Annotated in this window: 21 protein-coding genes and 1 tRNA gene; 5 read left to right on the top strand and 17 right to left on the bottom strand. The window is 64.3% G+C overall.

Annotated features, from left to right (window positions below):
• Positions 1-854: 854 nt before the first annotated feature.
• The 4 genes from CHRYSEO8AT_RS10800 to CHRYSEO8AT_RS10785 form a co-directional block, all read right to left on the bottom strand.
• Entirely contained in the window at positions 855-2,738 is a 1,884-nt protein-coding gene (locus CHRYSEO8AT_RS10800; protein ID WP_159849883.1) for a TRAP transporter large permease subunit, read from the bottom strand.
• Entirely contained in the window at positions 2,735-3,745 is a 1,011-nt protein-coding gene (locus tag CHRYSEO8AT_RS10795) for a TRAP transporter substrate-binding protein (protein WP_159849881.1), read from the bottom strand. Before CHRYSEO8AT_RS10795 ends, CHRYSEO8AT_RS10800 begins: the two co-directional genes overlap by 4 nt.
• Before the next feature lie 90 nt (positions 3,746-3,835).
• Positions 3,836-4,240, bottom strand: coding sequence for a PPC domain-containing DNA-binding protein (locus CHRYSEO8AT_RS10790; protein ID WP_159849879.1), 405 nt, complete (start codon positions 4,238-4,240; stop codon positions 3,836-3,838).
• Positions 4,215-4,694, bottom strand: coding sequence for a PCC domain-containing protein (locus CHRYSEO8AT_RS10785; protein WP_255451506.1), 480 nt, complete (start codon positions 4,692-4,694; stop codon positions 4,215-4,217). The genes CHRYSEO8AT_RS10790 and CHRYSEO8AT_RS10785 overlap by 26 nt, the downstream gene beginning before the upstream one ends.
• Positions 4,695-4,961: 267 nt before the next feature.
• Between CHRYSEO8AT_RS10785 and CHRYSEO8AT_RS10780 the strand changes: the two genes are divergently transcribed.
• Positions 4,962-5,717 carry an SDR family NAD(P)-dependent oxidoreductase gene (locus tag CHRYSEO8AT_RS10780; RefSeq protein ID WP_159849874.1) on the top strand — a complete coding sequence of 252 codons (756 nt, stop codon included), beginning with the start codon at positions 4,962-4,964 and terminating at the stop codon, positions 5,715-5,717.
• 7 nt (positions 5,718-5,724) lie between these two features.
• Here CHRYSEO8AT_RS10780 and dld read toward each other — a convergent pair whose 3' ends face one another.
• The 6 genes from dld to CHRYSEO8AT_RS10750 all read right to left on the bottom strand — a co-directional run bounded on the left by dld (position 5,725) and on the right by CHRYSEO8AT_RS10750 (position 11,340).
• A complete protein-coding gene (gene dld, locus CHRYSEO8AT_RS10775; RefSeq protein ID WP_159849872.1) occupies positions 5,725-7,425 on the bottom strand; it encodes a D-lactate dehydrogenase in 1,701 nt (566 codons plus the stop codon).
• Positions 7,422-7,952 (bottom strand): gamma carbonic anhydrase family protein, encoded by a 531-nt coding sequence (locus CHRYSEO8AT_RS10770; RefSeq protein WP_159849870.1) that lies wholly within the window; start codon positions 7,950-7,952, stop codon positions 7,422-7,424. Before CHRYSEO8AT_RS10770 ends, dld begins: the two co-directional genes overlap by 4 nt.
• A gap of 8 nt (positions 7,953-7,960) precedes the next feature.
• On the bottom strand, positions 7,961-8,887 hold the full coding sequence (locus CHRYSEO8AT_RS10765) for an AEC family transporter (RefSeq protein WP_159849868.1): 927 nt from the start codon (positions 8,885-8,887) through the stop codon (positions 7,961-7,963).
• Between the two features lie 44 nt (positions 8,888-8,931).
• Positions 8,932-9,729 (bottom strand): SDR family NAD(P)-dependent oxidoreductase, encoded by a 798-nt coding sequence (locus tag CHRYSEO8AT_RS10760; protein WP_159849866.1) that lies wholly within the window; start codon positions 9,727-9,729, stop codon positions 8,932-8,934.
• Between the two features lie 88 nt (positions 9,730-9,817).
• Entirely contained in the window at positions 9,818-10,615 is a 798-nt protein-coding gene (locus tag CHRYSEO8AT_RS10755) for a phytanoyl-CoA dioxygenase family protein (protein WP_159849864.1), read from the bottom strand.
• Positions 10,616-10,647: 32 nt separating this feature from the next.
• Positions 10,648-11,340: a GntR family transcriptional regulator gene (locus CHRYSEO8AT_RS10750; protein ID WP_201304410.1), complete on the bottom strand. Its 693-nt coding sequence runs from the start codon at positions 11,338-11,340 to the stop codon at positions 10,648-10,650.
• A 192-nt stretch (positions 11,341-11,532) separates the two neighbouring features.
• Between CHRYSEO8AT_RS10750 and CHRYSEO8AT_RS10745 the strand changes: the two genes are divergently transcribed.
• The 4 genes from CHRYSEO8AT_RS10745 to CHRYSEO8AT_RS10730 all read left to right on the top strand — a co-directional run bounded on the left by CHRYSEO8AT_RS10745 (position 11,533) and on the right by CHRYSEO8AT_RS10730 (position 16,599).
• A complete protein-coding gene (locus tag CHRYSEO8AT_RS10745; RefSeq protein ID WP_159849862.1) occupies positions 11,533-12,375 on the top strand; it encodes an IclR family transcriptional regulator in 843 nt (280 codons plus the stop codon).
• On the top strand, positions 12,372-13,547 hold the full coding sequence (locus tag CHRYSEO8AT_RS10740; RefSeq protein ID WP_159849859.1) for an acetyl-CoA acetyltransferase: 1,176 nt from the start codon (positions 12,372-12,374) through the stop codon (positions 13,545-13,547). Before CHRYSEO8AT_RS10745 ends, CHRYSEO8AT_RS10740 begins: the two co-directional genes overlap by 4 nt.
• Positions 13,544-15,118 carry an acyl-CoA synthetase gene (locus CHRYSEO8AT_RS10735; RefSeq protein ID WP_159849857.1) on the top strand — a complete coding sequence of 525 codons (1,575 nt, stop codon included), beginning with the start codon at positions 13,544-13,546 and terminating at the stop codon, positions 15,116-15,118. Before CHRYSEO8AT_RS10740 ends, CHRYSEO8AT_RS10735 begins: the two co-directional genes overlap by 4 nt.
• A 101-nt stretch (positions 15,119-15,219) precedes the next feature.
• Positions 15,220-16,599, top strand: coding sequence for a carbohydrate porin (locus tag CHRYSEO8AT_RS10730; protein ID WP_159849855.1), 1,380 nt, complete (start codon positions 15,220-15,222; stop codon positions 16,597-16,599).
• Between the two features lie 1,439 nt (positions 16,600-18,038).
• Here CHRYSEO8AT_RS10730 and CHRYSEO8AT_RS10720 read toward each other — a convergent pair.
• From CHRYSEO8AT_RS10720 to CHRYSEO8AT_RS10690, 7 genes are all read right to left on the bottom strand, one after another.
• Positions 18,039-18,125: transfer RNA gene (locus CHRYSEO8AT_RS10720), tRNA-Leu, on the bottom strand.
• A gap of 47 nt (positions 18,126-18,172) precedes the next feature.
• The gene (locus CHRYSEO8AT_RS10715; RefSeq protein ID WP_159849853.1) at positions 18,173-19,609 is read right to left on the bottom strand and encodes a M20/M25/M40 family metallo-hydrolase; all 1,437 of its coding nucleotides are present in this window, start codon (positions 19,607-19,609) and stop codon (positions 18,173-18,175) included.
• Positions 19,610-19,652: 43 nt separating this feature from the next.
• On the bottom strand, positions 19,653-19,892 hold the full coding sequence (locus tag CHRYSEO8AT_RS10710; RefSeq protein WP_159849851.1) for a DUF3297 family protein: 240 nt from the start codon (positions 19,890-19,892) through the stop codon (positions 19,653-19,655).
• A gap of 314 nt (positions 19,893-20,206) precedes the next feature.
• Positions 20,207-21,118: a MotE family protein gene (locus tag CHRYSEO8AT_RS10705; RefSeq protein ID WP_159849849.1), complete on the bottom strand. Its 912-nt coding sequence runs from the start codon at positions 21,116-21,118 to the stop codon at positions 20,207-20,209.
• Positions 21,119-21,135: 17 nt separating this feature from the next.
• Complete coding sequence (locus tag CHRYSEO8AT_RS10700; protein WP_159849847.1) at positions 21,136-21,720, bottom strand: DUF6468 domain-containing protein; 585 nt, start codon at positions 21,718-21,720, stop codon at positions 21,136-21,138.
• A complete protein-coding gene (fliM, locus tag CHRYSEO8AT_RS10695) occupies positions 21,720-22,763 on the bottom strand; it encodes a flagellar motor switch protein FliM (RefSeq protein ID WP_159849845.1) in 1,044 nt (347 codons plus the stop codon). The genes CHRYSEO8AT_RS10700 and fliM overlap by 1 nt, the downstream gene beginning before the upstream one ends.
• A 2-nt stretch (positions 22,764-22,765) precedes the next feature.
• Positions 22,766-23,443: a flagellar basal body-associated FliL family protein gene (locus CHRYSEO8AT_RS10690; RefSeq protein ID WP_159849843.1), complete on the bottom strand. Its 678-nt coding sequence runs from the start codon at positions 23,441-23,443 to the stop codon at positions 22,766-22,768.
• Positions 23,444-23,536 lie beyond the last annotated feature (93 nt).

Below are 23,536 nucleotides of genomic sequence, written 5' to 3'. Positions count from 1 at the left end.
CAGGCGATGTTCGCAGCCAGACCCGGTGGGCGAGCCCTGATCCGGTCTGTTTCCCTGATCCAAAATTGACGCTCTGTGGTCGGGGCGATTATTTTCTCTGTTAAAATTCTGAACCTGCTTTATCGAATGAAGCTTGGGTCACCGGGCTTCTGGCTAATTTGACGCGCAGGTTGAACAAGTGCGTCTGATCAGATTTCCCTGTATTTTCTCGTAAGCACGAACGGCCGAAACTGGACTAGTCTCTAAAAACGGGAGACTGGCACTAGGCTGATGAGATTTTGGGGACGGCTGACGACGCGCAGAGACGCACTCTGAGCTGAGCCCAAGGTAATAACGCGCCGGAATGTCGGGTGTATTTCCTTGCTCTCGCAGACTTGTCGTTTAGCGTAGGATGGAGCGGCGGCAAGAGAGTTTATTTTTCAATATCTCAGACTGGTTCAGACCCATTCACCGCATTTCGTCCGAGCTCAAAAATTTTGGGGTGGGGTGGCAATGAATTTCCCGTCCGCATAACTCAGCAATAACCCGAATCTTGCTGCTTGAGATGGCGGGCTGGATGGCGAGTGAGAATTTCGGCGGCCTGAAATCGTTGGCCTATTGTCTCTTCAGAGATGGAATTCAAACTAGCGCCTCCACGAGTGGGCGGGTCTGCATCGCCGTCCGGTGGTTCTACGGTTTAATCGACTACTCTACGCCAGAAGGCGGGCTTTTGCTCCGTCCGATCATCTTGTTCCGGCGCTCTCGATCTACAGCCAATCCTGTCTCCACCTCAGCCCGCCGATGCCGTGGGTGCGGCATCCGGCGACGTGAGCTACGCAGCGGTATCCGGGCTCCGTAGCTCACGTCGGTTTTCGTTACTTAGTCGGCAAGAAGCCTGTCGAAATCCAGGGAACCGCTGCAACGACGATCAGGCCGATGACCAGGGCGCCCAGATAAGGCCAGATCTTTTTCAGACCCGCGTCCGGATCGACCTTCGCAATGGCGCAGGCCGAATAATAGCCGACGCCGAACGGTGGAGCGAAGAGCCCGATCCCCATCGAGAGAATGACCACCATGGCGTAGTGCACGTCATTGATTTCCATGGCGCGGGCGACCGGGAAGAGCAGCGGGCCGAATAGGACGATGGCTGGGATGCCTTCGAGGATGCTTCCAAGGATAATGAACATGATGATGGACATGGCCAGGAAGCCAAACTTACCCCCTGGCAGATTGGACATCATGTGCGTGAGATCGGCAGAGAAGCCCGAGGTCGTCAGGGACCAGGCCATCGAACTGGCCGCGCCGATGATCAGCAGAATGGCCCCGGAAAGCGCCGCTGTGCTGGCCAGCATCGGGATGATCCGGCGGTAATCGAACTTGCGGTAGATGAACAGTCCGGCGATCACGCCATAGGCGATCGCCAGCGTCGAGACCTCCGTCGCCGTGGCTACGCCTTCGGCGACGAAGAAGCGGATAGCGACAGGGAGCAGCAGAGCCGGCAAGGCGATGACGAAGGCGCGCCAAATTATCTTGCGGGTCGGTCGGACGACCTTGCTCATGTCCTCCTTGCGTGAGCGCCGCCAAGAGATAACGCCCAGGGCGATGGCGAGAACGAAGGCCGGCAGCAGCCCGCCGATGAACAGGGAGGCGATTGAAACGCCCGCCACCGAGCCGATAGCGATGAGGACGATGGACGGCGGAATGGTCTCGGACATGGCGCCCGAGGCCGACAGCAGGGAGATCATCTCACCCTCATCCCCGCCCCGCTTCTTCATTTCCGGGAACAGGATCGGCGCCACCGCCGCCATATCGGCGGCTTTGGAGCCTGAGATGCCCGAAACCAGATACATGGCGCCGAGCAGCACGTAATTCAGACCGCCTCGAACGTGACCCAGAAGCGAGGCGAGGAACCCGACCATCGCCGCCGCCATGCCGGTCATTTCGATCAAGGCGCCAAGGAAGACGAAGAGCGGCACCGCCAGCAGGATCAGCGAACTCATGCCCTCGTCCATCCGGCTGGTCATGACCAAGATCGGCACGTCCGTCATCGTCAGAAGATAGGCCGCCGTGGCGAGGGCGAAGGCGAACGCGATTGGCACGCCCAGCACCACACCGCCCAGCAAGAGCACAATGAAGAACAGGATCAGGCTCATGTGGCCCAGCTCGATCAACACCGGTGACAGGGCCCACAGACCCAGGGCGCCGATCGCAAGCAGTGCGCCGGTCACGCCTATGGCCTTCAACGAGTGCCGAGGCAGCTGCATCAGAGCCACCAACAGCATCAATCCCAGGCCCACCGGCAAGGCGGCGGCGCGGATTCCCAATGACCAGCCCAGAGCGGGCGTGGTGATCATCGACTCCTCATAAGCGTAAAAAATGGCTTGCGGCAGCATGAGCGCCAGGACCAACGCCGGCGCCATGACGGCAAGCGCCTCAAGGATCGGTCGGACCCTGGGAGAGGATCGCGTGACGACGGTCGTTAGCCGCATATGTTGACCGCGCAGCAGCGCAAGGACCGCCCCCAACATGCCCATCCAGATGAACAAGGTCGAAGCCAACTCGTCGGCCCAGACGATGGGATTGTGCAGGAAGAAGCGGAAGATCACGCTGGTTAGCAGCAGCACGATTTCGACAAGCACGATAATGGCCGCTGGAATAGCCACGGCCTTCTCGAAGTAGTGCGCGAACTTGCCGCGCGGGTGATGGGGAGGTGCCACGCCCTCCGCAATGACGGCGTTCTCCACGGCGGCGGTGCTCATGCCAACCCTCCCACATAGCTCTCAAGGGTGCGCCAGGAACTCTCCCCCAGCTGCGATCGCCAGTGGGCGTAGAACCCCTTGTCGCGCAAATGCTGGCGGAAGACTTGCGTGTCCGGTCGATTGAGGATCAGCCCTTCGTCCTGCATTTTCTTCGGCAGGGTTTCCGCGAGGACCGCCAGATCCTCGCGCTGCCGTTCGGCGGCGCCAGAGAATTCGAACTGGATAAGGTCACGCAGATCGCTGGGCAGACGGCTCAACGCCTTCTCGTTTTGAATCAGCCAGAAGCCGTCCCACATGTGGTTGGTCAGGGCGCAGTAGTGCTGCACCTCGTAGAGTTTGCCCGTATCCACGACGGCCAGCGGGTTTTCCTGTCCCTCCACGACGCGCGTCTGAAGCGCGGAATAGACCTCGCTGAAATTGATCGACGTCGGCGCGGCGCCGAAGGCGCGGAACATGGAGGTCCAGAGAGCGCCGAGCGGTACGCGGATCTTCATGCCGGCGAGGTCGGCCGGCGAATTGATCGGTCGGCTGCTCGTGGTGATCTGACGGAAGCCGCTCTCGAACACTTTCGGCGTCGCGATGAGATGGTGCTGGGCGAGCGCAGCCTTGATTTCGGCTCCCAAGGCGCCGTCCATCGCATTGAAGAGCTGCTGGCGGTCCTGGAACGCGAAGCCGATCCCGCTCAGCGCGGTCTGCTGCACCAGAATCGACATGATCAGGCCGGAGATCGAGAGCATCTGAATCGCGCCGGCGCGCACCTGGGCCAGCATGTCTGCGTCGGTCCCGAGCTGTGCGCTGGGATACACCTCGATGAACAGGCGATGGCCAGATTTCTCGTAAACTCGCCCGGCGGCTTCCTTCATTCGCGCACTCAGAGGGTGGCTGATGGGCAGATTGGTGCCGAGCCGCCAAACGATTTCGGCGTCCGGCCCCTTGCCGCAGGCCGCCAGGGCGGCGGGCGCGACAAGCCCTCCGGCCAGCAGCATACGGCGATTGAGATTAGTCATGCCTCTTCCTGTCCTTTCCTTCAGCGGCCCGCTCTTTGGCGGCAGGTCCGTCGGTGTTTGCGCCGCAAAGCTGCGGCGCGTGGATATGCCTTAGGCTGCGTGTTGCTCCGCAGACTCGATGATCTCTTCGATGACGATCTCCGCCGTGACGCAGATCAGGTTGCGGCCGGGCGTGAAACGGCCGGCCCAGACGGCTCCGGTCGTCTCGCCGACGACGCCAGAGACGCCGACCGATGCCGCGTCGTCCGCCAAAGCGATCTCGCCCGAAAGCGTCAGGATCTCGACCGCAGGTCCTTGCAGCACCTTCGTGCGCCCCTCTGCATTCTCGATCACGGCGTCGTTGAGACTGCCCAGGCCGCTACGCACAAGCGCGCGTTCGAAGCCGAGCTCAGCGGCCGCCTGCTGCAATCCCTCGACCAAATCCTGGTTCGGGCCAAGGCGGACCGTCGCGAGGCGGCCGGTCCGAATATCAGTGCGGTTCGTAAGGGGCATCATTCAACTCTGAAACGGGGAAGAAGGTGGAAAATCGCGTTTCCGGATCGGCCGCCTGGCGAAAACCCGAACCCGCCATCAGATGGACGTGAACCCCGCCTACGCCGGCGATGCAGCGCTCGACGTTGAGGTGGCCGCCGTGCCCTTGTCCCTGAGCGTCGGCTAGGGCGCCGTGAAGGTGCAAAAGGGGTTTTCCGTCGACTGAGGGACCAAACGATCCCGAGGCTGCAACGACGAGCGCCTCGCCGTCGATGACGATGGCCGCCCCGTATTCAACCGCCCGGGCACTGTCGGATCTGGGCCCGGCCACATGATAATAGGCCTGGGCAAGCCGCCCGCCGATAAGCCGGAACCCGCCGGCGGTCGCGCCCATCTCAAGGAACAGTCTTTCTACGCCGCCCTGAATCGTTTCGCCGGGCTGAATGAACCCCAGGGCTTGGCGCGAATGTTCACCCACGGCAGTCAGGACGCGCCCGAAGCGCGATGCGCCCGGATGACGGACGCGCCGCGCCTGGATAAGCGGGGCGCTCAAGCCGCCACCTCTTTGAAACTCGCCCTAAGTCGATCAGTCATCATCATCTCCCAAGGGTCCATATATTGGACCTCGTGTTTCTGTATTGTCATTATTACCGCGCTCACTAAGACAAGCAAGCTATCACGACTAGGAAATAGTGACACACCGTAGGTCCATATTACGGACCAACTGTGTTTTTTGGAGAAAACCATGACAAGACGCTTAGAGGATCATGTTGTGCTGGTGACCGGCGGTTTGTCCGGCATAGGCGCGGCGATCTGCAGCAAACTGGTCTCGGAAGGCGCTAAGGTTATCGCCGGGGATCTGTCGACGACGGCGACCACGCTGAGCGACGCCGCCATTTCACCGCTGCATCTGGACGTCTCCGATCAGACGTCCGTAGACTCTGCAATCAAGACCATAGTCGATCGTCACGGACGCCTTGACGGCCTGGTCAACAGCGCAGGCGTGGCGCGTGAACAACCTTTCCTGGACACGCCTGTCGAGGCGTTCGACGCCATAATCGCTGTAAATCTGCGCGGCAGCTTCCTCGTAGGACAGGCGGCGGCGAGGGCCATGAAGGCGGGCGGCGGCGGGGCGATCATCAATATTGCAAGTGTCTCTGGCGTGCTCGGCAACGCAGATCGAAGCGCCTACGGGGCGTCCAAGGGCGGCGTCATAACCTTGTCGAAGGTGATGGCGGTGGACCTTGCTCAGTTCGGAATACGCGTGAACGTCATTGCACCCGGCCCTGTCGAGACCCCTCTCGTGGCCCAGGTTCATTCGGCCGACACACGTGAAGAATGGGGACGTCGCGTGCCGCTGAAGCGTTACGGCTCACCTGATGAGATGGCAGGGGCTGCGGTCTTCCTGCTGTCCGATGAGGCCAGCTATGTGACGGGCCACGTCCTGACCGTGGACGGCGGCTTTCTGGCTCAGGGCCTGGCGGCCCCGCCCGCCGCCTGAAGGCTTGTCAGACCCATTCCGCGCGGCGAGAGGTCTTTCCGATGCCCGGATTCAGACAGTTGCACGGATCCAGCCTCTTGAAGTGAGCGGTCTGGGCCGGGCTGGCCTGATAGAGATGGCCGACATTGTGCTCGGCGGGATAGGCGGCTCGCCTCTGATCAAGCAGTCGCCACATCCGATGCTCCAAGGCGATCGGGTCATGACCTTTGGCGACAATGTAGTCCTGGTGAAAGACGTGGCAGAAAAAGTGCCCGTAATAGAGACTCTTCAAAATCGGGCGCCGCACGTCGTCCGGCAAAACCTCCATCCAGTCCTGGTCGTTGCGGCGCAGCGCGATGTCCAATGCGACGATATCTGAAACCTGGCGATGGTGGACGGCGCGATAACGCACCGCCGCCCCCGCCGCGGCGAACCGGTGCAGGAAGGCGCGCGAGCCCTCGTCCGGCGTGCACTCGAAGAAGGCGGACGTCTCGCCGGTCAAGGTGCGCGCGAGATATGTCCGCGCCTCCTCCACGCCCTCGCCTGACATCTTCAGCATCAGATGGTGTTCAAACCGGTCGCGATACTGATTCATTCGCTCCGGGAGATGTTCGGGAAACAGGCTGCTGACGACCTGCAGCAGGCGATCGCCGAAGAACTTGGGCATAATGCCCAGGCTCTCAACCACCGCGTCGAACTGTGATTTCATTGCGAAGAGCCGGCCGATGCGTCCCGTGCCTAGCGAACGGATGGCCAGGAACGTGTCCTTCCCGTATTTCCGCGCGATGTCGTAGCAGTCGCGATGCATGTATTCGCCCGCTGTCGGCAGATGGGCGAACCCCCCGAGAATATCGCGTCGCATGCGGGTCAGCACGGCCGGGTCATTCGTGCCGATATAAAAAACGGCGCTGTGGTCGATGGCCGGGAAAGTATCCAGCCGAACAGCGAAAACCACCGCCTTGCCTGCGCTGCCGGACGCCTCAAACAGGCGATCCGGATCGGCATTGTATCGCGCAGGCGTATCCGCCTCGATGTCGCGAAGGCGCGCCACGTAATCCTGATCGGAAGCGACGTAATCGGGATCGTCGTCGATGTCGCCGTCAGCGAAGTCACCGGCCTCGATCCGGGCCAGGACGGTTTCCGGATCGCCGTCAACAGCGACGCCCAGATGATTGACGAGCTCCAGCCGACCCGTCTCATCGATGCGCCCGAACAGCGCCAGCTGGGTGAAAGCCGGGCCACGCTGGATCAGGGAACCGCCGGAGTTGTTGCAGACGCCTCCGATCACCGAAGCGCCGATACACGACGAGCCGATCACAGAATGCGGCTCGCGCCCCAGGGGCCTCAGCAAGGTCTCAAGCTGATAAAGCGTCGCGCCGGGCAAGCAGATGACCTGGCGGCCGCCTCGGATCAGATGCGCCTTTTCCATTCGCGTCGTCGACAGAATGACGACCTCGCGGTCATAGGCGCCGTCGGGCGTCGAGCCGCCGGTCAGACCCGTGTTCGCGGCCTGCATGATGAGGATGCGACCCGCCTCTATGCAGGCCTTGGCGACGCGCCACTGCTCGACCAGGGTGCCCGGACGCACCACCGCAAGCGCGGAGCCTTCGCCAAACCGATAGCCCTTACGAAATCGTCGCGTCCTGCCGTCACCTGTCAGAACGTGCCGAGAGCCGACAATGCCGCAAAGCGTGTCCAACAGGGCGGAGGCGCTCGACAGCGACCTCATGACGTTGGCCGCAGGTCGCGGACCATACGCTTCCAGTTGGCCACATAGTTGTCCGCCGAGGCGGTCAGGGCGGCGACCTGTTCAGGCCCGACCTCACGGACCACCTTGCCGGGAGCACCCATCACGACCGAGTTGTCGGGAATGACCTTTCCTTCGGTGATCAATGCGCCGGCGCCGATCAAGCAGTTGCGGCCGATCACGGCCCGGCCCATCACGACGGCGCCGATGCCGATCAGACTATTGTCGCCGATGGTGCAGCCATGCAGCATCGCCATGTGCCCGACCGTCACGTCGCGCCCGATGGTGAGCGGCTCGCCGGCATCGACGTGAAGGACACAACGGTCCTGAACGTTGGAGTTCTCACCGATCGTGATCGTATCGTTGTCGGCGCGCACGACGGTTCCGAACCACAGACTCGCGCCTGATTTCATAACGAGGTCGCCGATGACCATCACGTCTGGAGCGATCCAGAAATCACCCTCATCGGGCAGGCGGGGGGCGACGTCGCCCAAGGCGTATATCGGCATAAAAAGGCTCAACGAATTAGGGTCAGGAACACGGAAATGGTCACAACCGAGAGAAGCGTCGTGGCGAGAATGGTCTGAGACGCGACCACGCCGCGCCGGCCGTACACCTTGGCCAGCATGAAGGGACCGGCGCCGGTCGGCATCATGGCCATCAACACGGCCATCTGCACCACCTGCAGCGGGGCGTGCAGGATCGGTCCGGCGATCAGCCAGGCGATGAGCGGCTGAACCACCAGCTTCACCGCTGTCAGCGGCGCCCAGCTCCAGTCGCCGAACCCGGCTGTGGCGTTCTCGGCCAAAAACAGGCCCAAGGCGACAAGGGCGCAAGGAATGGCCGCGCCGGCCAGCAGCTCGAGCAGAGTGGTCACCCCCTCGGGGGGCTTGAGCCCCAGGGTGGAGAAGACCGCCCCGACGGCCGGAGCGATCATCATCGGATTACGCACCACCGCCCCGCCGGCCTTCAGCAGGGCCTTGCCCAGCCCATGCCCCCTCGCCTGCGCCATCTCCAGACCGATCAAACCCAGGGCGTAGAGGACGCAAGCGGTCAGGATGACCGACACGCCCGAGAATGGCAGCGACCCGTCGCCGAAAACGAGCAGGCCCAACGGAATGCCCAGAAAGCCATTGTTCGCGTAGGCGGCGCTCTGGGCGTCCACCACCGCGTCGCCCGCGCCCATCCTGCGCCAGGTCAGGGCCAGGACCAGGACAAAGGTCCCAACCAAGGCCCCGGCCATGGCCAGGGTGAAGTCCAGGCGATAGCTGGACCAATGAGCATTGGCGGTGATGCCGAACAGCAGCGCAGGCTGGGCCAGCCAGACCACGAACCGGTTGATCTCCGTGACCGCCGACGGTCCCAGCACATTCACTCGCCGGCACAGATAACCCAACGCGATCAGCGCAAAGACCGGCAGGACGACGTTCAACAAAGCAGTCATGGCGACAGGTCGGTCATGGCGGCGGGGCGATCATGAAAATCCGATCAGGCGCAGCGCGCGGTCAGGCCGCCGTCGACCACGATCTGGGTGGCGTTGACGTATTTCGCCTCGTCCGACGCCAGGAACAGGGAGGCGTAGGCCACGTCCCAGGCGTCGCCCATCTTGCCGGTCGGCGATTGGGCGTCGCGCCGGGCCACCATGTCGTCGAAAGACCCCTCGTAGCCGGCTGTCAGCGCCCCCTTGATCAGCGGCGTGTTCATCAGGCCGGGCAGGACGCAGTTGGCGCGGATGCCTTCGTGCGCATGCTGAAGCGCGATATTCTGGGTCAGTCCCATGACCGCCGCCTTCGTCGCCGTGTAGGCCGCATAGGGGAAGCCGATCCAGCGCGTACCGGCGACCGAGCCGACGTTGACGATGGCGCCCTTCTGTTGGGCCACCATGTGCGGCAGCACGTATTTGCACGTCAGGAAGACGCTGGTCTGGTTGATGGCGATCAGCCTGTGCCAGCTCTCTTCGGAGGCGTCCACGGCGCCCCCCGTCTCGGAGATGCCGACGTTGTTGTGCAGCACGTCGATGCGGCCGAAGGCGTCGATGCAGGCCTGGACCATGGCCTGCACCTGATCCGACTTCGACACGTCGCAGGCGAAGGTCTGGCACACGCCGTCCTCCTCTTCGATCAGGGCCTTGGTCTCGTCGGCGGCTTCGATCCGCAGGTCGATGGCGAAGACCTTGGCGCCTTCCCGGGCGTAGAGCACCGCCGCAGCCTTGCCGTTGCCCCACCCCGGCCCGGACGATCCCGCGCCAGTGACCAGGACGACCTTATCCTTCATTCTCTCGCCCATCGGTGTCTCCTCGCGTGGTTCAGTCGTCGGAAAGGAACGCGAGGCCGCTTTGCGACCGCGCCCGCGCCCGTATTCGCCGTGATCAGGTTTAGGCGGCGGCCTTCTGGCTGCGCGCGTATTCAACCAAGGCGTCGTCTGAGACCGGCTCGATGGGGGTGAAATCCGTGTGGGCGATATATTCAGCCCGCGTCGGCTTGGTGATCGCGTTCGAAACCGCCGAAAGGGTCAGATAGACGATCTTGCGCGGATAGGGCGTGATGTTGCCAGCCGAGCCATGGACCAGATTGCCGTGGAACATCAGCAGCCCGCCGGCCTTCCCGGTCGGGGCGACGATGCCGCCCTGCTCAACAAGCCTCGCCACCGTATCATTGTCCAAAGTCCACAACGGATAGGCGGTCGTCTCGGTGTCGTGCCCGGCCTCGATCGCTCCGCTCTCGTGGCTGCGAGGAACCAGCATCAGCGGACCGTTGATCGGCAGGACGTCGTCCAGGAAGACAGCGATGTTCATGGCCCGCGGCTCAGGCATGCCGTCGTCGTTGTGCCAGGTCACAAAGTCCTGGTGCCACTGCCAGACGTCACCGGTGAAGGCCGCCTTCGCGTTGATCTTGAACTGGTGCATGTACACCGGCTCTTCGAAAGCCTGCGCCACCGGCTCCACCAGTTTCGGGTGTTTGCCCAGCAACTCGCAGGCCTTGTTGTAGGTGTGGCAAGCGAACGCCGTGCGCGGAACACCCGACTTCTCGCGCCAGATCTCTGGTCGTTCGGGGGCGAAGACGTCTGCTGCCGCTTCGCGCAGCACCTCCACCTCTTCAGGCGTGAAGGCCTCGGGAATGAAAATGTAGCCTTCCGTGCGGAAGTGCTCGAGTTGTTCCTGGGTCAGTTTCATGGTCGTTCTCCTATGTTCTGAGGCGCCGGTCTTCACGCCGGACTGGTCTGTCGAAGTCTCTGCTCGGTTTCGGAGCCGGCGTTGGCCGCATGGCTCCAGGCGGCCGAGGCCGCGCCTTCCACATCCCCCGCCCGGACCAGGCGCACGATCTCGGCGTGCTCGCGCCAGGCGCGGGTGCGGATTTCATCGACGGCCATAACCGCATTCATGGCGCGCTGGATGTGCGGCCACAGCGGAGCCAGCGTCTCCTCGATGGTCGGATTGCAGCACAGGCCGTAAATGACCTGGTGAAAGGCGACGTCCAGGGCCGCCCGCTCGGCCAGAGGCGTCTTCGGTCGAATGGCGTCGCCCGCAACCAGCGCCGCGTCCAGGCGCTGCGCCTCTGCGTCCGATACTCGGCCGTCCGCAAATCTCTGAGCGAGCAACCGCGACGCGAGAGAATCGAGCGCCGCTCGGATCTGATAGACATCGCGCAGCTGATCGGGATCCAGAGGCGCGATCTCGACCCCGCGACGCCCGGATTCGATCACCAGGCCCTGATGCTTCAACAGATGCAACGCGTGGCTGATCGGGGCGCGCGAGACGCCCAGATTTTCCGCAAGCTCCCCCTGACGGACCCGCTGGCCGGGAGCCAGTGAGCCGTCCGTGATCGCCGCCCGCAGCCGTTGATAGACCTGCTCCACGAGCATGGGGGCGGCGCTGATCGAGTCCATCGCATAGGTCATGATGGAATACGGAATACCGTAATCGAAAACACACGACAACTCGAAAGTTGAGATTTTTATTCTAATGGTCCACTATTTGGACCTTTTAATTTTCTTCAAATGCCCATTTGACAGGGAAAATAAGTCCGTTCAGTTTCTAGTCCAGAAATACCTATATAAGAGTCCAATATATGGACCATTTGGGAGTTTGAGATGACGGATCAAGAAATCAAGGCTGACGGCGCACAAGCGCTGGATCGCGCGCTTGGAATTCTGCGCCTGGTGGGCTCGCGCTCGAAGGACGGCGTGCGTCTCGCCGACATCGTCAGCCAGTCCAATCTGGCCAAACCGACCGTTCACAGAATGCTGAAAGCGCTGGAGCGGAACGGCTTCATCGAACAGAGCGCCGAGGATCGCCTCTATCACCTGGGTCCAGAGGCTTTCGTCCTGGGCGTCCTGGCGACAGAGCGGTTCGGCATCCACCGTCTGGCTTCGGGTGCGCTGCAGCGCCTGTCCGCTTCCAGCCAGGACACGGTTTTCCTGTCGGTGCCGCGCGACGGCCACGCCGTTTGCCTGGAACGTCTAGACGGCGCCTTCCCGATCCGCACTCACGTCCTTCAGGCGGGCGACCGCCATCCGCTGGGCGTGGGCGCCGGCAGCCTGGCCATGCTGGCGGCCATGAGCGACGACGAGGTCGAGCGGATTCTCGAATCCATCGCCCCCGAACTGGCCTCCGCCTATCCGACCTATACGGCCGACTTCCTGCGCGACGCCGTCGCCGAAACTCGCGCCAATGGTTTCGCCTTCAATCCCGGACGTCTGCTGGCCGGGAGCTGGGCGATCGGTGTCGCCGTGATTGGCCCCGAGGGCGACTGCGTCGGCGCCTTGTCGATCTCAGCCATCGAGAGCCGACTGGGCGAAGCCCGCCGCGCCGAACTGGCTCCGATTGTTCAGCACGAAGCGCAGAAACTGTCGCTGCGCCTCGCCCGTCCGGAAATCACCTCCCCCGCGCCCGAACCTGCGCGCTCCCCTGTACGTTTGAGGAAAATCTCATGACTGAAGCCGCCATCGTTGGATGGGCCCACAGCCCGTTCGGAAAACTTCATGATGCACCCGACGTCGAAAGCCTGATCGAGATGGTCGCCGCCCAGGCGATCGCCGACGCCGGCATTCAGCAGGACGAGGTCGACGGCGTCTTCGTCGGCGTGTTCAACGCCGGCTTCTCCAAGCAGGACTTCCCCTCCTCCCTGGCCATGCACAGTGTGCCGGGCCTGCGCTTCAAGCCAGCGACACGCGTGGAGAACGCCTGCGCCTCGGGCGCCGCCGCCGTCTTCCAGGCGCGCGACTTCATCGCTGCCGGACGGGGCCGTTTCGCCCTGGTCGTCGGCGCCGAGAAGATGACCCACACCACCAGCGCCGTGGCTGGCGACGTCCTGCTTGGCGCCAGCTATCGCAAGGAAGAGGGCGACATCCCCGCCGGTTTCGCGGGCGCCTTTGGCCGCATCGCAGAAATGTATTTCCAGAAGTACGGCGACCAGTCGGATGCGCTGGCCACCATAGCGGCCAAGAACCACAAGAACGGCGTCGACAATCCGTTCGCCCAGATGCGCAAGGACCTGGGTTTCGACTTCTGCCGCAACGAGTCGGAAAAGAACCCCTTCGTCGCCGGTCCGCTGAAGCGCACCGATTGTTCGCTGATCTCGGATGGCGCCGCCGCCCTGATCCTGACGGATGAAGACACCGCCAGGTCGATGAAGAAGGCGATCCGCTGGCGCGCGGCCGTCCATCTGAACGACTATCTGCCGCTGTCGCGTCGCGACCCGACCCATTTCGAGGCGGGCGCCCAGGCCTGGGCCAAGGCGCTGGAGATCGCTGATCTGAAGCTGGGCGACCTGTCCTTTGTCGAAACCCACGATTGTTTCACCATCGCCGAATTGATCGAGTACGAGGCCATGGGCCTGACGCCGCAGGGCCAGGGCGCGCGCGCCGCGCTTGAGGGCTGGACGCAGGCCGACGGCCGCCTGCCCATCAATCGCTCGGGCGGACTGAAGGCCAAGGGCCACCCGGTCGGCGCCACCGGGGTCTCCATGCACGTCATCTCGGCCATGCAGCTGGCCGGCGAGGCGGGCGACATGCAACTGCCCAAGGCCGACGTCGCAGGCGTCTTCAACATGGGCGGCGCCGCCGTCGCCAACTACGTCTCCATTCTGGAGCCGATCAAAGCATGACGCTGCCTACCAGCAACCTGGCCTCCATGCTGGTTCATGCCGCCCAGCATTTTGGCGACCGCCCCGGTTTGATCCAGGATGACCGCGTCTGGACCTGGACCGAGATCAACGACCGCGTCACCCGCGCCGCCTCGGCCCTGGCCAAGCGTGGCGTCAAACAGGGCGACCGTGTCCTGGTCCATTCTCGCAACTGCAACGCCATGTTCGAGACCCAGTGGGCGTGCTGGCGGTTGGGCGCGGTCTGGGTGCCGACGAACTTCCGCCTGACGCCGCCGGAAGTGGCCTATCTGGCCTCCTCCTCGCGCGCCACGACCCACATCTTCGACACCGGCTTTCCCGATCACGCGGCGGCGGCGAAAGACGCCAACACGGCTTGCGAGAGGGTCTTCTGGATCGGGGCAGACGCGCCGGGCGAAGATTGGGAAGCGCTGGTCGCCGACACCTCGGCCCCGCACGTCGAACTGGCCGATGTGGATCGCGACGACGTCTGCTGGTTCTTCTACACCTCAGGCACCACCGGCCGTCCCAAGGCGGGGATGCTGACCCACGGCCAGATGGCCTTCGTCACCGTGAACCACCTGTGCGACCTGATGCCGGACACGACGGAGAACGACGTCTCCCTGGTCGTCGCACCGCTTTCGCACGGCTCGGGCATCCACGCCGTGACCCAGGTCGCCAAGGGCGCCGCCAGCGTGCTGCTGTCCACCGAACGGCTGGATTGCGAAGAGGCCTGGCGACTGGTCGAGACGCACAAGGTGACGAACATGTTCACCGTGCCCACCATCCTGACCATGCTGACACAGCATGAGGCGGTAGACCGCTACGATCACTCCTCGCTGCGTTACGTCATCTATGCAGGCGCGCCCATGTACCGGGCCGACCAGCAGCATGCGTTGCGCAAGATCGGCAAGGTTCTGGTCCAGTATTTCGGCCTGGGCGAGGTCACGGGCAACATCACCGTCCTGCCGCCGCGTCTACATACGATCGAGGACGACGCGTCCTATCCGATCGGCTCATGCGGCCTGCCCCGCACGGGCATGGACATCGCCATTCTGTCGGACGACGGCAAGCGCCTGTCGGCCAATGAAACGGGCGAAATCTGCGTGCGCGGCCCGGCCGTCTTCCTCGGCTATTTCGAGAACGACGAGGCGAACGAGAAGTCGTTCAAGGACGGCTGGTTCCACACCGGCGACCTCGGCCACCTGGACGACAGGGGCTTCCTCTACATCACCGGCCGGGCGTCGGACATGTTCATCTCGGGCGGTTCCAACGTCTATCCGCGTGAGATCGAGGAAGCGATCCTGACCCACCCGGCCATCTCCGAAGCCTGCGTCGTCGGCATGCCCCACGACAAGTGGGGAGAATGCGGCGTCGCCGTTCTGGTCGCGCGCGAAGGCCAGGCGGCCGACCCCCAGGCGGTCCTGTCCCACCTCGACGGCAAGCTTAGCCGCTACAAGATCCCGACCGACATCCTGTTCTGGGATGCGCTTCCCAAGTCCGGCTACGGCAAGGTCGCCAAGGCCGAGGTCAAGAAGCTTCTCCAGGCGCAGGCCGCATCGCAAGCCGCCTGAGCAGACAGGCCGGCGCGGGTTCCAGGCCTTCCGCGCCGGCTCAAATCCAAGAGCGCCGCAAAGGCGCTGGCCGATCTTCATGCATTGGGAGGAACAATCGCATGACCAACACCCGTTCCGTCGCCTTGTACGGCGGCGCTCTCGCCGCCGCCCTGTTCGCCGCGGGTTCCGTGCAGGCGCAGACCGCGCCGTCCGTTCCGACCAACGCTCCCCCTCAGGCTGTGACCCAGCAGGCCGCCGCAACCCAGCCCGGCCTGTGGGACCGCCCCGCGCTTACCGGCGACTGGGGCGGCGCGCGAACGCGCCTGAAAGACAATGGCGTGACCTTCACCCTGAACGAGGTCGTGGACGCCGTTCACAACTTCAACGGCGGCGTGCGTGACGAAAGCCGCGCGGCTGGCCAGCTGTTCCTGGGGGTGACGATCGACACCGAAAAAGCCTGGGGCCTGCCCGGCGGCAAGGTTCAGGCCACCCTCTTTAATCGCCACGGCAACAGCCTGGCCAATGATGCAGGCCTCGACCTGCTCCAGCCCGTTCAGACCATCTATGGCCGCGGCACGATCTGGCGTCTGGGCCAGCTTTGGTACGAGCAGAGCTTCAACGACGGCGCCACCGCGCTCAAGCTCGGCCGCGTCACCCACGGCGAGGACTTCGGGGCCACGCCGTGCGGCAATATGATGAACCTGATCCTGTGCGGTCCGGCGTCCAGCCAGATCGTGAGCGGCTATCTCTACAACATGCCCGTCAGTTCCTGGGGCGCCCGGCTTCGCCAACGCATCACGCCGGAGCTGCACGTCAATCTGGGCGTCATCGAATCCAATCCCGAAAACCTGCGCGAGGATCGCGGCTTCTATCTGGGGACGCAGGGCGCGACCGGCACGATCTACGCCGGCGAGCTGCAGTGGACGCCCAGGTTCGGCGCGAACGGCGACCTGCCGGGAACCTACAAGATCGGCGCCTGGTACGACTCCAGCGATTCCAACAACATCGTCTATGACGTCAACGGCGACTATCAGGCTGTGACCGGCCTGACCTTTTCACGCGAGGGTCACCATTCCGGCGTCCACGCCAACGTCCAGCAGCAGTTGATCGCCCCCCAGGCGGACGGCGCCCACGGCCTGTCGGTCGTCGGCAACCTCGCCATCGCAGATCGTGCGACCAACAAGCTGCGTAGCAAGGGGGCGGTCATCGTGACCTACACCGGCCTGGTCCCCGGCCGGGCCAAGGACGACGTCACCTTCGGCGTCGGCGCGGCCATCGTGAACGGGCGCGTCACCGACGCCCAGCACGCCCAGAACGACGCGGGCCTGCGCGTCGGCGATCCGCAGGATACCGAATACGCCGTCGAGCTGAACTATGGCTACCGTCTGACCCCTGCCATCACCGTGCGTCCCGGCGTGCAGTACATCCACAATCCTGGCGGGCGGTCCGATCGCGACGGCATCGTCGTCGGCGGGCTCAAGCTGGTGCTTACGCTCTGAGGCCACCTGAGCGCGCCTTAGGCAAGCCTATTCGCCGCAAGATTTTCGGCGAATAGGCTTCGTGATCACCGCAGACACTTGCTACGCCCCCCGTCTCTTAGGGGGTGCTGTCAGTCTAACGCTAACCTGTCTCCACTTAAGCCCCCCCCTAAACGCCTGATTGGAGATCGCATTTCGTGAAGCCGCTATCGTTCAAGCGCCATCGCTTCCCAGCGGCGGTGATCCGCCAGGCCGTGTGGCTCTACTTTCGCTTCGGCCTAATCCTTCGTGACGTTGAGGAGCTGATGGCCGCGCGAGGAATCGATGTGAGCTACGAGACGATCCGCTGCTGGACGATCAAGTTTGGACCTCAGATAGCCCGACGGCTGAAGAAGCTCCCCCCTTCTGCTGCTGCTTTTCAAATCCCAAGCGTCAGCCCAACGCTTTCTCACCACCCACGCTGCGATCTACAACACCTTCTACGCCCAGAGGCATCTCGTCAGCCGACCCGGCCTCCGTCCGCCGGGGCTGAGGCGGCTGGGTTGGCGGCCGCTGCCTGAGATTTCGTAGGGTTGGGACAGCTGTGGCCCGCCTCCATTAACCTGACAGCGCTAGGCCGCCTACTTGCTACCGCGCTTGGCACTTCGAGAGGCGCTGCTGCGGCGCTCTCAATGGCTTGGGCGACGATGTCCCAAGCCTGATCTTGGTTCGCCCAGGTAGTCAGCGCTTTGCCGTCGGTCGGCGTGGCGAGCAGGTCTGACAAGCTCGTGAGCTTCCATCGGCACGGTTTTGCGATGGTCGGCACGACTCGCGTTGATCCTTGCTGGCGGCGCCGGATCGCCTCCTCCCTCGCGACATTCATACAGTAATCGGAATCTAGGAAGCGTGCGGTCACCACCAACGCTGCAATGAAATCGGATTCAGCGAGCGCTTCGCGCACCTTGCGGTCGAACTCGTCGCCAAGAATCAGATAGTTGTCAAACTAGGACGTAATGACGCCAGCGCGTTCGAATGTGCGAAGATGGGCCCTCAACTCCCCATTAGATCGGCACCGTGGTGGGTGTAAGAGGTGAAGGGTTTGCGCGCCATTAGCTCCCTAAGTCGGAAAGCGTCCGAGCCAGTCGCGCGCACGCGGGCGGTCGATCAATCCACTTTGTCCCCCTCAATCTTTGGCTTTTGGTTTCAGCGTGTTGTTTGACGTCCTCACTCAGCGATCTGGACTGGTCATCCGCGTCGCTCCAGATCCCTTCCTCATTTCGACGTTGATAGCGCTTATCGGCTTCATGAGGCTGGTTCAGTTCCCGCTCTGGCATGGCTCGCACCTCCATCGTATGGCCATGACAGTCAATTAGTCGTTCGCACTCCGTTCCGGCGTCGCTTGCTGTTTCCGTGGGAGGCGATGCGCCAACACGAGACATTGGCAACCGCCGAAAAACGGACAGGAGCAGTAATTGCTGGACTGGTGCGGGCGGCCGGGCTTGAACCGGCAAGGACTTTCGTCCGGCAGATTTTAAGTCTGCTGCGTCTACCAGTTTCGCCACGCCCGCGACCGGACCGGCTGTATAGCCAGCCAGCCGGTCGGGGCCAAGCGGGCTTAGCGAGCGGCGGGAGCCGCCGGCTTCATCGCCCGGAAATCCACGTCGGAATCGGCGATCAGCCACAAGAGGCCGGCCCAGGCGGCGACGTTCTGGTTCAGTTGCGCCGGGTCGATCTTGTCCAGGGTGTCGTTGGCGGTGTGGTGCAGGTCGAAATAGCGCGTGCCGTCCTGGGCCAGACCGAAGAAGGGCACGCCCAGCGGGCCCATCGGCCCCACATCGACGCCGCCTTCTGTCTCGATACGATCCGAGGCCAGAACGCCGATCGGGTAGAGAACGCGGGTCGCGGCCTTCTGGAAGTCGGAGCCCTGGGCGCCGGCGGGCAGGCGCAGGGCATAGACGCGGTCGGCGCCGAAATCGCTTTCGCCGGCGATGATGTGCTTGTCCAGGGCCGCACTTTGGCCGCGCGCATAGACGCCGCCGCCGTTGCCGGTCTGGGGCGTGGGTTGGGAGACCTCCTCCGACCCGTAGAAGATGACGCGCAGGGTTCGGGCCGGGCGGCGGCCGCTGTCGGCTATAGCCTTGGCCGCCGCGACGGTGATGGCGCCCCCTGCCCCGTCGTCGATGGCGCCGGTCCCCAGGTCCCAGCTGTCCATGTGCGAACCCAGGACGATGATCTCGTCAGGGCGACTGGCGCCGGGCAGATCGCCGATGACGTTCTGGCTGGTGGTCCGATAGGTGTGGGCGGTGGAGGTCAGGCGCATCCGCACCGGCTGACCCAGAGCGACCAGGCGGCTGACCTGATCGGCGTCGGGCGCGGCCAGGGCGAAGGCCGGGATGGTCGGCTTGCCGTCCACATAGCGGGTCGTGCCGGTGTGGGGCATGCGGTCCTCATCCGAGCCGACCGAACGCATCACGAAGGCCGATGCGCCCTTGGCCGCCGCCACGCCGGGGCCGGCGCCGCGTACGCGGGTCTGGGGACCATAGCCGGAGCCGTCCTGCATGGGGTGCATCTGGCCCAGGTCGATATAGACGATCTTGCCGCGCACGGCGGCCTCAGGCGCGGCCTGTAGATCCTCGAAGGTGGAGAACCGCACGATCTCGGCTTCGACGCCATTGCGCGGCGTGGCGGGCGAATGGCCCAACGCTGCGGCGACCAAGGCCTGGGCGTTGTCGCCGATGATGGCGGCCGAGCTTTCGCCGCGTTCCCAGCCGACCAGAGGGAACTCCTCAATGCGGACGTTCTGGAAGCCGTTGGCGCGCAGATAGTCGGCGGCCCAGGCGGCGGCCTGCTGTTCCGAGCGCGAGCCGGCCGGGCGCGCGCCGAACCGGGTCGTCAGCTGAGTGACATAGTCCATCGCGATGTTGGAGCGCATCGCCGCGTCGCGCACGACGATAGCCTGCTCCACCGTCGCGGCGTCCTGAGCATTCGCGACAGGGACGAAGGCGACGAGACCCAGCGCAACGGCGCTGGCGGTCAGCAGGCGAATGGACATGGGCAGGCTCCGAGCTCTGAGAAGAGCCGGAACCTAGGTAGGTTCAGTCGTTCTGGAAATAGGGTTCGACCGTGCCCTGCAGTTTGACGGTCAGGGCCTTGCCCTTGCGATCGACGCGGTTGCCCAGGGCCAGGCGCACCCAGCCCTCCGAGACGCAATATTCCTCGACATTGGTCTTTTCCTCGCCCTTGAAGCGGATGCCGACGCCGCGTTGCAGCATTTCGGCGTCGTGATGGGGGCTGGACGGATCGACCGAGAGGCGATCGGGAGGCGTGTCGGACATGATCTTCGAGCGGGCTCAGATTTTCGGCAAGGCGCGGTGATAGACGCGCACGCGCCTCATGCCAATGCGAAACCGAGCGGCGGCGTGCTTATGGCAGCAGATGATAGTGCTGGGCCACGGCGGCGATCATCACGGTTCCCGCCGTCGGAACGGCCAGGATGATGGCGCGGCGCAGGCGATGCGCGACGTAAAGCAGTTCGCCGACCATGGCGTTATCCTCGATGCAATCGCTCTCTCACGGAGCGTTCGAAGATCATTGGTCGAACTGATGATCCTGTCGAGACGAAACGTCCGATGAGGGATCACACTTAAGGTTACTGCACAGTTTGGCGCGGCTGGGCGTTGGGGGCGGCCGACGGCTGATAGGCCTGGGGACCGGCGGGCGGCGTGGCGGCGGGTGTCGTCGGACGACGTGCAGGCGTCGCAGCCGGTCGACGGGCGGGCGTGGAAGCAGGACGAGAGGCGGCCGGGCGGGGCGTCGGACGGACCGCAGGCGGTGTTACGGTCGCGGCGGCCGGCTGAGCGACCGGGGTCGGCGCAGGCGTTGCGGCGGCGGGCGTCGCAACGGGCGGAGGCGTGACTTCGGCGGCGGCGGCGCGGGCGGCCATCTGCTGGGCCTGGAAGCGGGCGGCCAGCTTCTCGGTCAGTTCCTTGGCCTGGGGCGCCGTCATCTGGGCCATGATGGCGGCCAGGGTGCGCGGGCGCATGGCGGCGGCGACGGGCAGGCGCACCCGGTCTTCCAGCGAGGCCATAACCGGGGCGGCCTCCTTGGGACGCATGGCGGAATAGACCTGGACCAGACGGTCGATCTCGGCCTTCTCGCGCTCGTCCACCTGACCCAGCATCTGCTTCATCTCGGCCTTAAGAGCCGCCAGCGCCTGGATCTTGGCCTCCAGCTTCTGTTCGGCGGCGACCATCAGCGGCAGGGCGGTGGCGAAATCCTGATCGCGGGCGTCCAGCGCCGCGCGGCGTTGCGACAGCGACTGGATGATCTTCAGTTCTGCGGGGGAGATGCCGGCCTGCTGGGCCAGTTGCTCGGGCGACAGGGCGGAGCAAGTGCCCGGCAGGACAGGCTTGACCGGCGCGCCGGCTGCGGCAGGCGCCGCCTCCTCGGCCCAGGCCTTGGCGCCGTCGAACAGGCCGGGCGCCACGCCGATGGCGCGCACGGCGACCACCCCGCCGATGGCGATGGCGATCAGGGGCAGAAGGCGGGGTAGACGGGCCATGAAATGGGGTTCCGAACTCAGGCGGCGAACAAGTCGTCGTCGAGATTACGACGCGCGGCGTTGAGGCTTTGTTTGGCGGAATGGTTAGCGGAGCGTCCGGCCGTCAGCGCCTGAACGATGGCGGCGACATTGTCGCGACCGGCCGGGGCGGCGCTCGCGGCGGCGCGACGGCTGGTCGAGGGGCTGGCCAGACCCTGGATACGCTCGGCCAAAGCCGCCATGCGCTCGGCGCGTTCCTCGTCCTCGGTCGCAGTGACGGCTGGGGCGGCGACGGCGGCAGGCGCGCGGCGAACCGGCTCGTCCTCGACGACGCGAACGGGCGCGACGGCGGGCGCGCGGGCGATCAGGGCTTCGAGTTGTGCCTTCACCTCGCGCGCCTTGATGATACGGTCATGCAGCAGGTCCGTCTCCTGGCCCGAGGCGCGCAGGGTCGCCAGGGCGTTCTCGGCGCGACCGGCGGCATTGTTCAGCTCGCTCACCGCCTGGGCGAAGGCCAGTTGTCCGGCGCGCAGGGCGGCCAGCTTGCGTTCCAGCTTGATGCCGTAGCCAACCGCCGCGACCAGCAGCAGCATCAGCACCGCGTCCATGATCATTCCGACCATCAGACATTCACTCCCAGGCGGGCGGCGGCTTCGGGATTGACCGGCCCTTCGACGCGTATGGCGATGTGCTGACCCTTGCGGCCCATGCGGCCGGTGGTCAGGGGTATGGAGCCGGCGCGGATCGAGACCTCGGAATCCGGCGTCGCGTTCAGCATCAGGGTATCGCCGACCTTGAGGTTCAGCACGGCCGAGAGCGGCATCTGCTGTTCGTCCAGCACGGCGCGGACCTCGGTCTCGGTCGTCCAGATCTCGGTGGCCAAGTGGCCTTCCCAGATGTTGTCGCGGCCGAACTTCTCGCCCATGAACTGCTGCAGCAGCATCTTGCGGATCGGCTCCAGCGTCGCATAGGGCAGCAGCAGCTCTATGCGGCCGCCGCGATCTTCCATGTCGATGCGCAGCTTGATCAGGATGGCGGCGTTGGCCGGGCGCGCGATGGCGGCGAAGCGGGGATTGGTCTCCAGCCGGTCCAGGTTGAAATGGACGGGCGTCAGCGGCTCGAACGCCTGGCGGGCGTCGTTCAGCACGACCTCCACCATCCGCTGCACCAGCACGCGTTCGATGGTGGTGTAGGGCCTGCCCTCGATCCGCAGCGCCGCCGTGCCGCGACGGCCGCCCAGCAGCACGTCCACGATCGAATAGATCAGGTTGGAATCGACCGTCAGCAGGCCGTAGTTGTCCAGCTCCTCTGCCCGGAACACCGCCAGAATGGCCGGCAGCGGGATCGAGTTCAGATAGTCGCCGAACCGGATAGACGAGATGTTGTCCAGGCTGACTTCGACGTTGTCGGAGGTGAAGTTACGCAGGCTGGTCGTCATCAACCGCACCAGGCGGTCGAACACGATCTCCAGCATCGGCAGCCGCTCGTAGCTGACGAGCGCGGAGTTGATGATGGCCCGGATGCCCGAGCGTTCGGAGCCGTCATCGTCGCCCAGGTCGAAGCCCAGCAGGCTGTCGATCTCATCCTGGTTCAGGACGCGTTCGGACAGGGCGTCGCCGGGATCGCCGAGACCACCGAACGGGTCGAGCTGGGCTGCGTCGGTCATGCCTATTGCACCAGCATTTCTTCGATCAGCACGGCGTCGATCTTGCCCGGCGCGGCGATCAGATTGACGCGGCGCAGGATCTCCGCCCGCAGCTGATAGGTGCCGGCCGAACCGCTCAGGTCCTCGGGGCGCAGCTCACGCACGAAGCCGGTGAACATGTCCTGCAGGCGCGGCATCTCTTCCTGCAGATGCGTCGCCACCTCGGCGTCGTGCATCTCCAGCGTCAACTTCAGCTTCAGGAAGGTCGGACGACCGTCGGGCGACTGAATGTTCATGACCATGTCCGGCAGGGTGTAGAAGGTGACGCCGTCAGGTCCCGGCGCAATGACGCCCAGAGACGGGTCCGCCGCACCGCCTTCTGCGCCGCCGCCGTGACCGCCGGCTTCCTTCTTCTCTTCCTTGCCGTGTTCGGCCTTTTTGTCCGCCTTCTCTTCGCCGTGACCCGCTTCGGCCTCGGCGCCGTGCGCCTCTGCGGGCTTGGGCTTCAGCATGAAGAAGGCGGCGGCCCCGCCGCCGCCCAGCACTAAAAGCGCGACCGGCGCGATGATGAACAGCAGCGGCAGCTTCTTTTTCTTGGGTGCGGCGGCGTCGTCGCCTTCGACGGCGGTCTCGCCCTCCTTCACGGCAGGCAGATTGGCGTCCGCAGCCGGATCGCCCTTCTTCTTGCCAAACTTGAACATGCGCGCGCCCCGGAGACTCTCTCATGACGAGGATCGTCGGGTTTGGTTAACGCGACGTTTACAATGGGCAGGATTTGCCGGGTCATCTGAGGG

The organism is Brevundimonas sp. G8 (assembly GCF_902506205.1).
In the GTDB taxonomy this organism is placed as follows: Bacteria; Pseudomonadota; Alphaproteobacteria; order Caulobacterales; family Caulobacteraceae; genus Brevundimonas.
The sequence above is the reverse complement of the archived record's forward strand: the minus strand, read 5'-3'. Positions and strand labels throughout refer to the sequence as shown.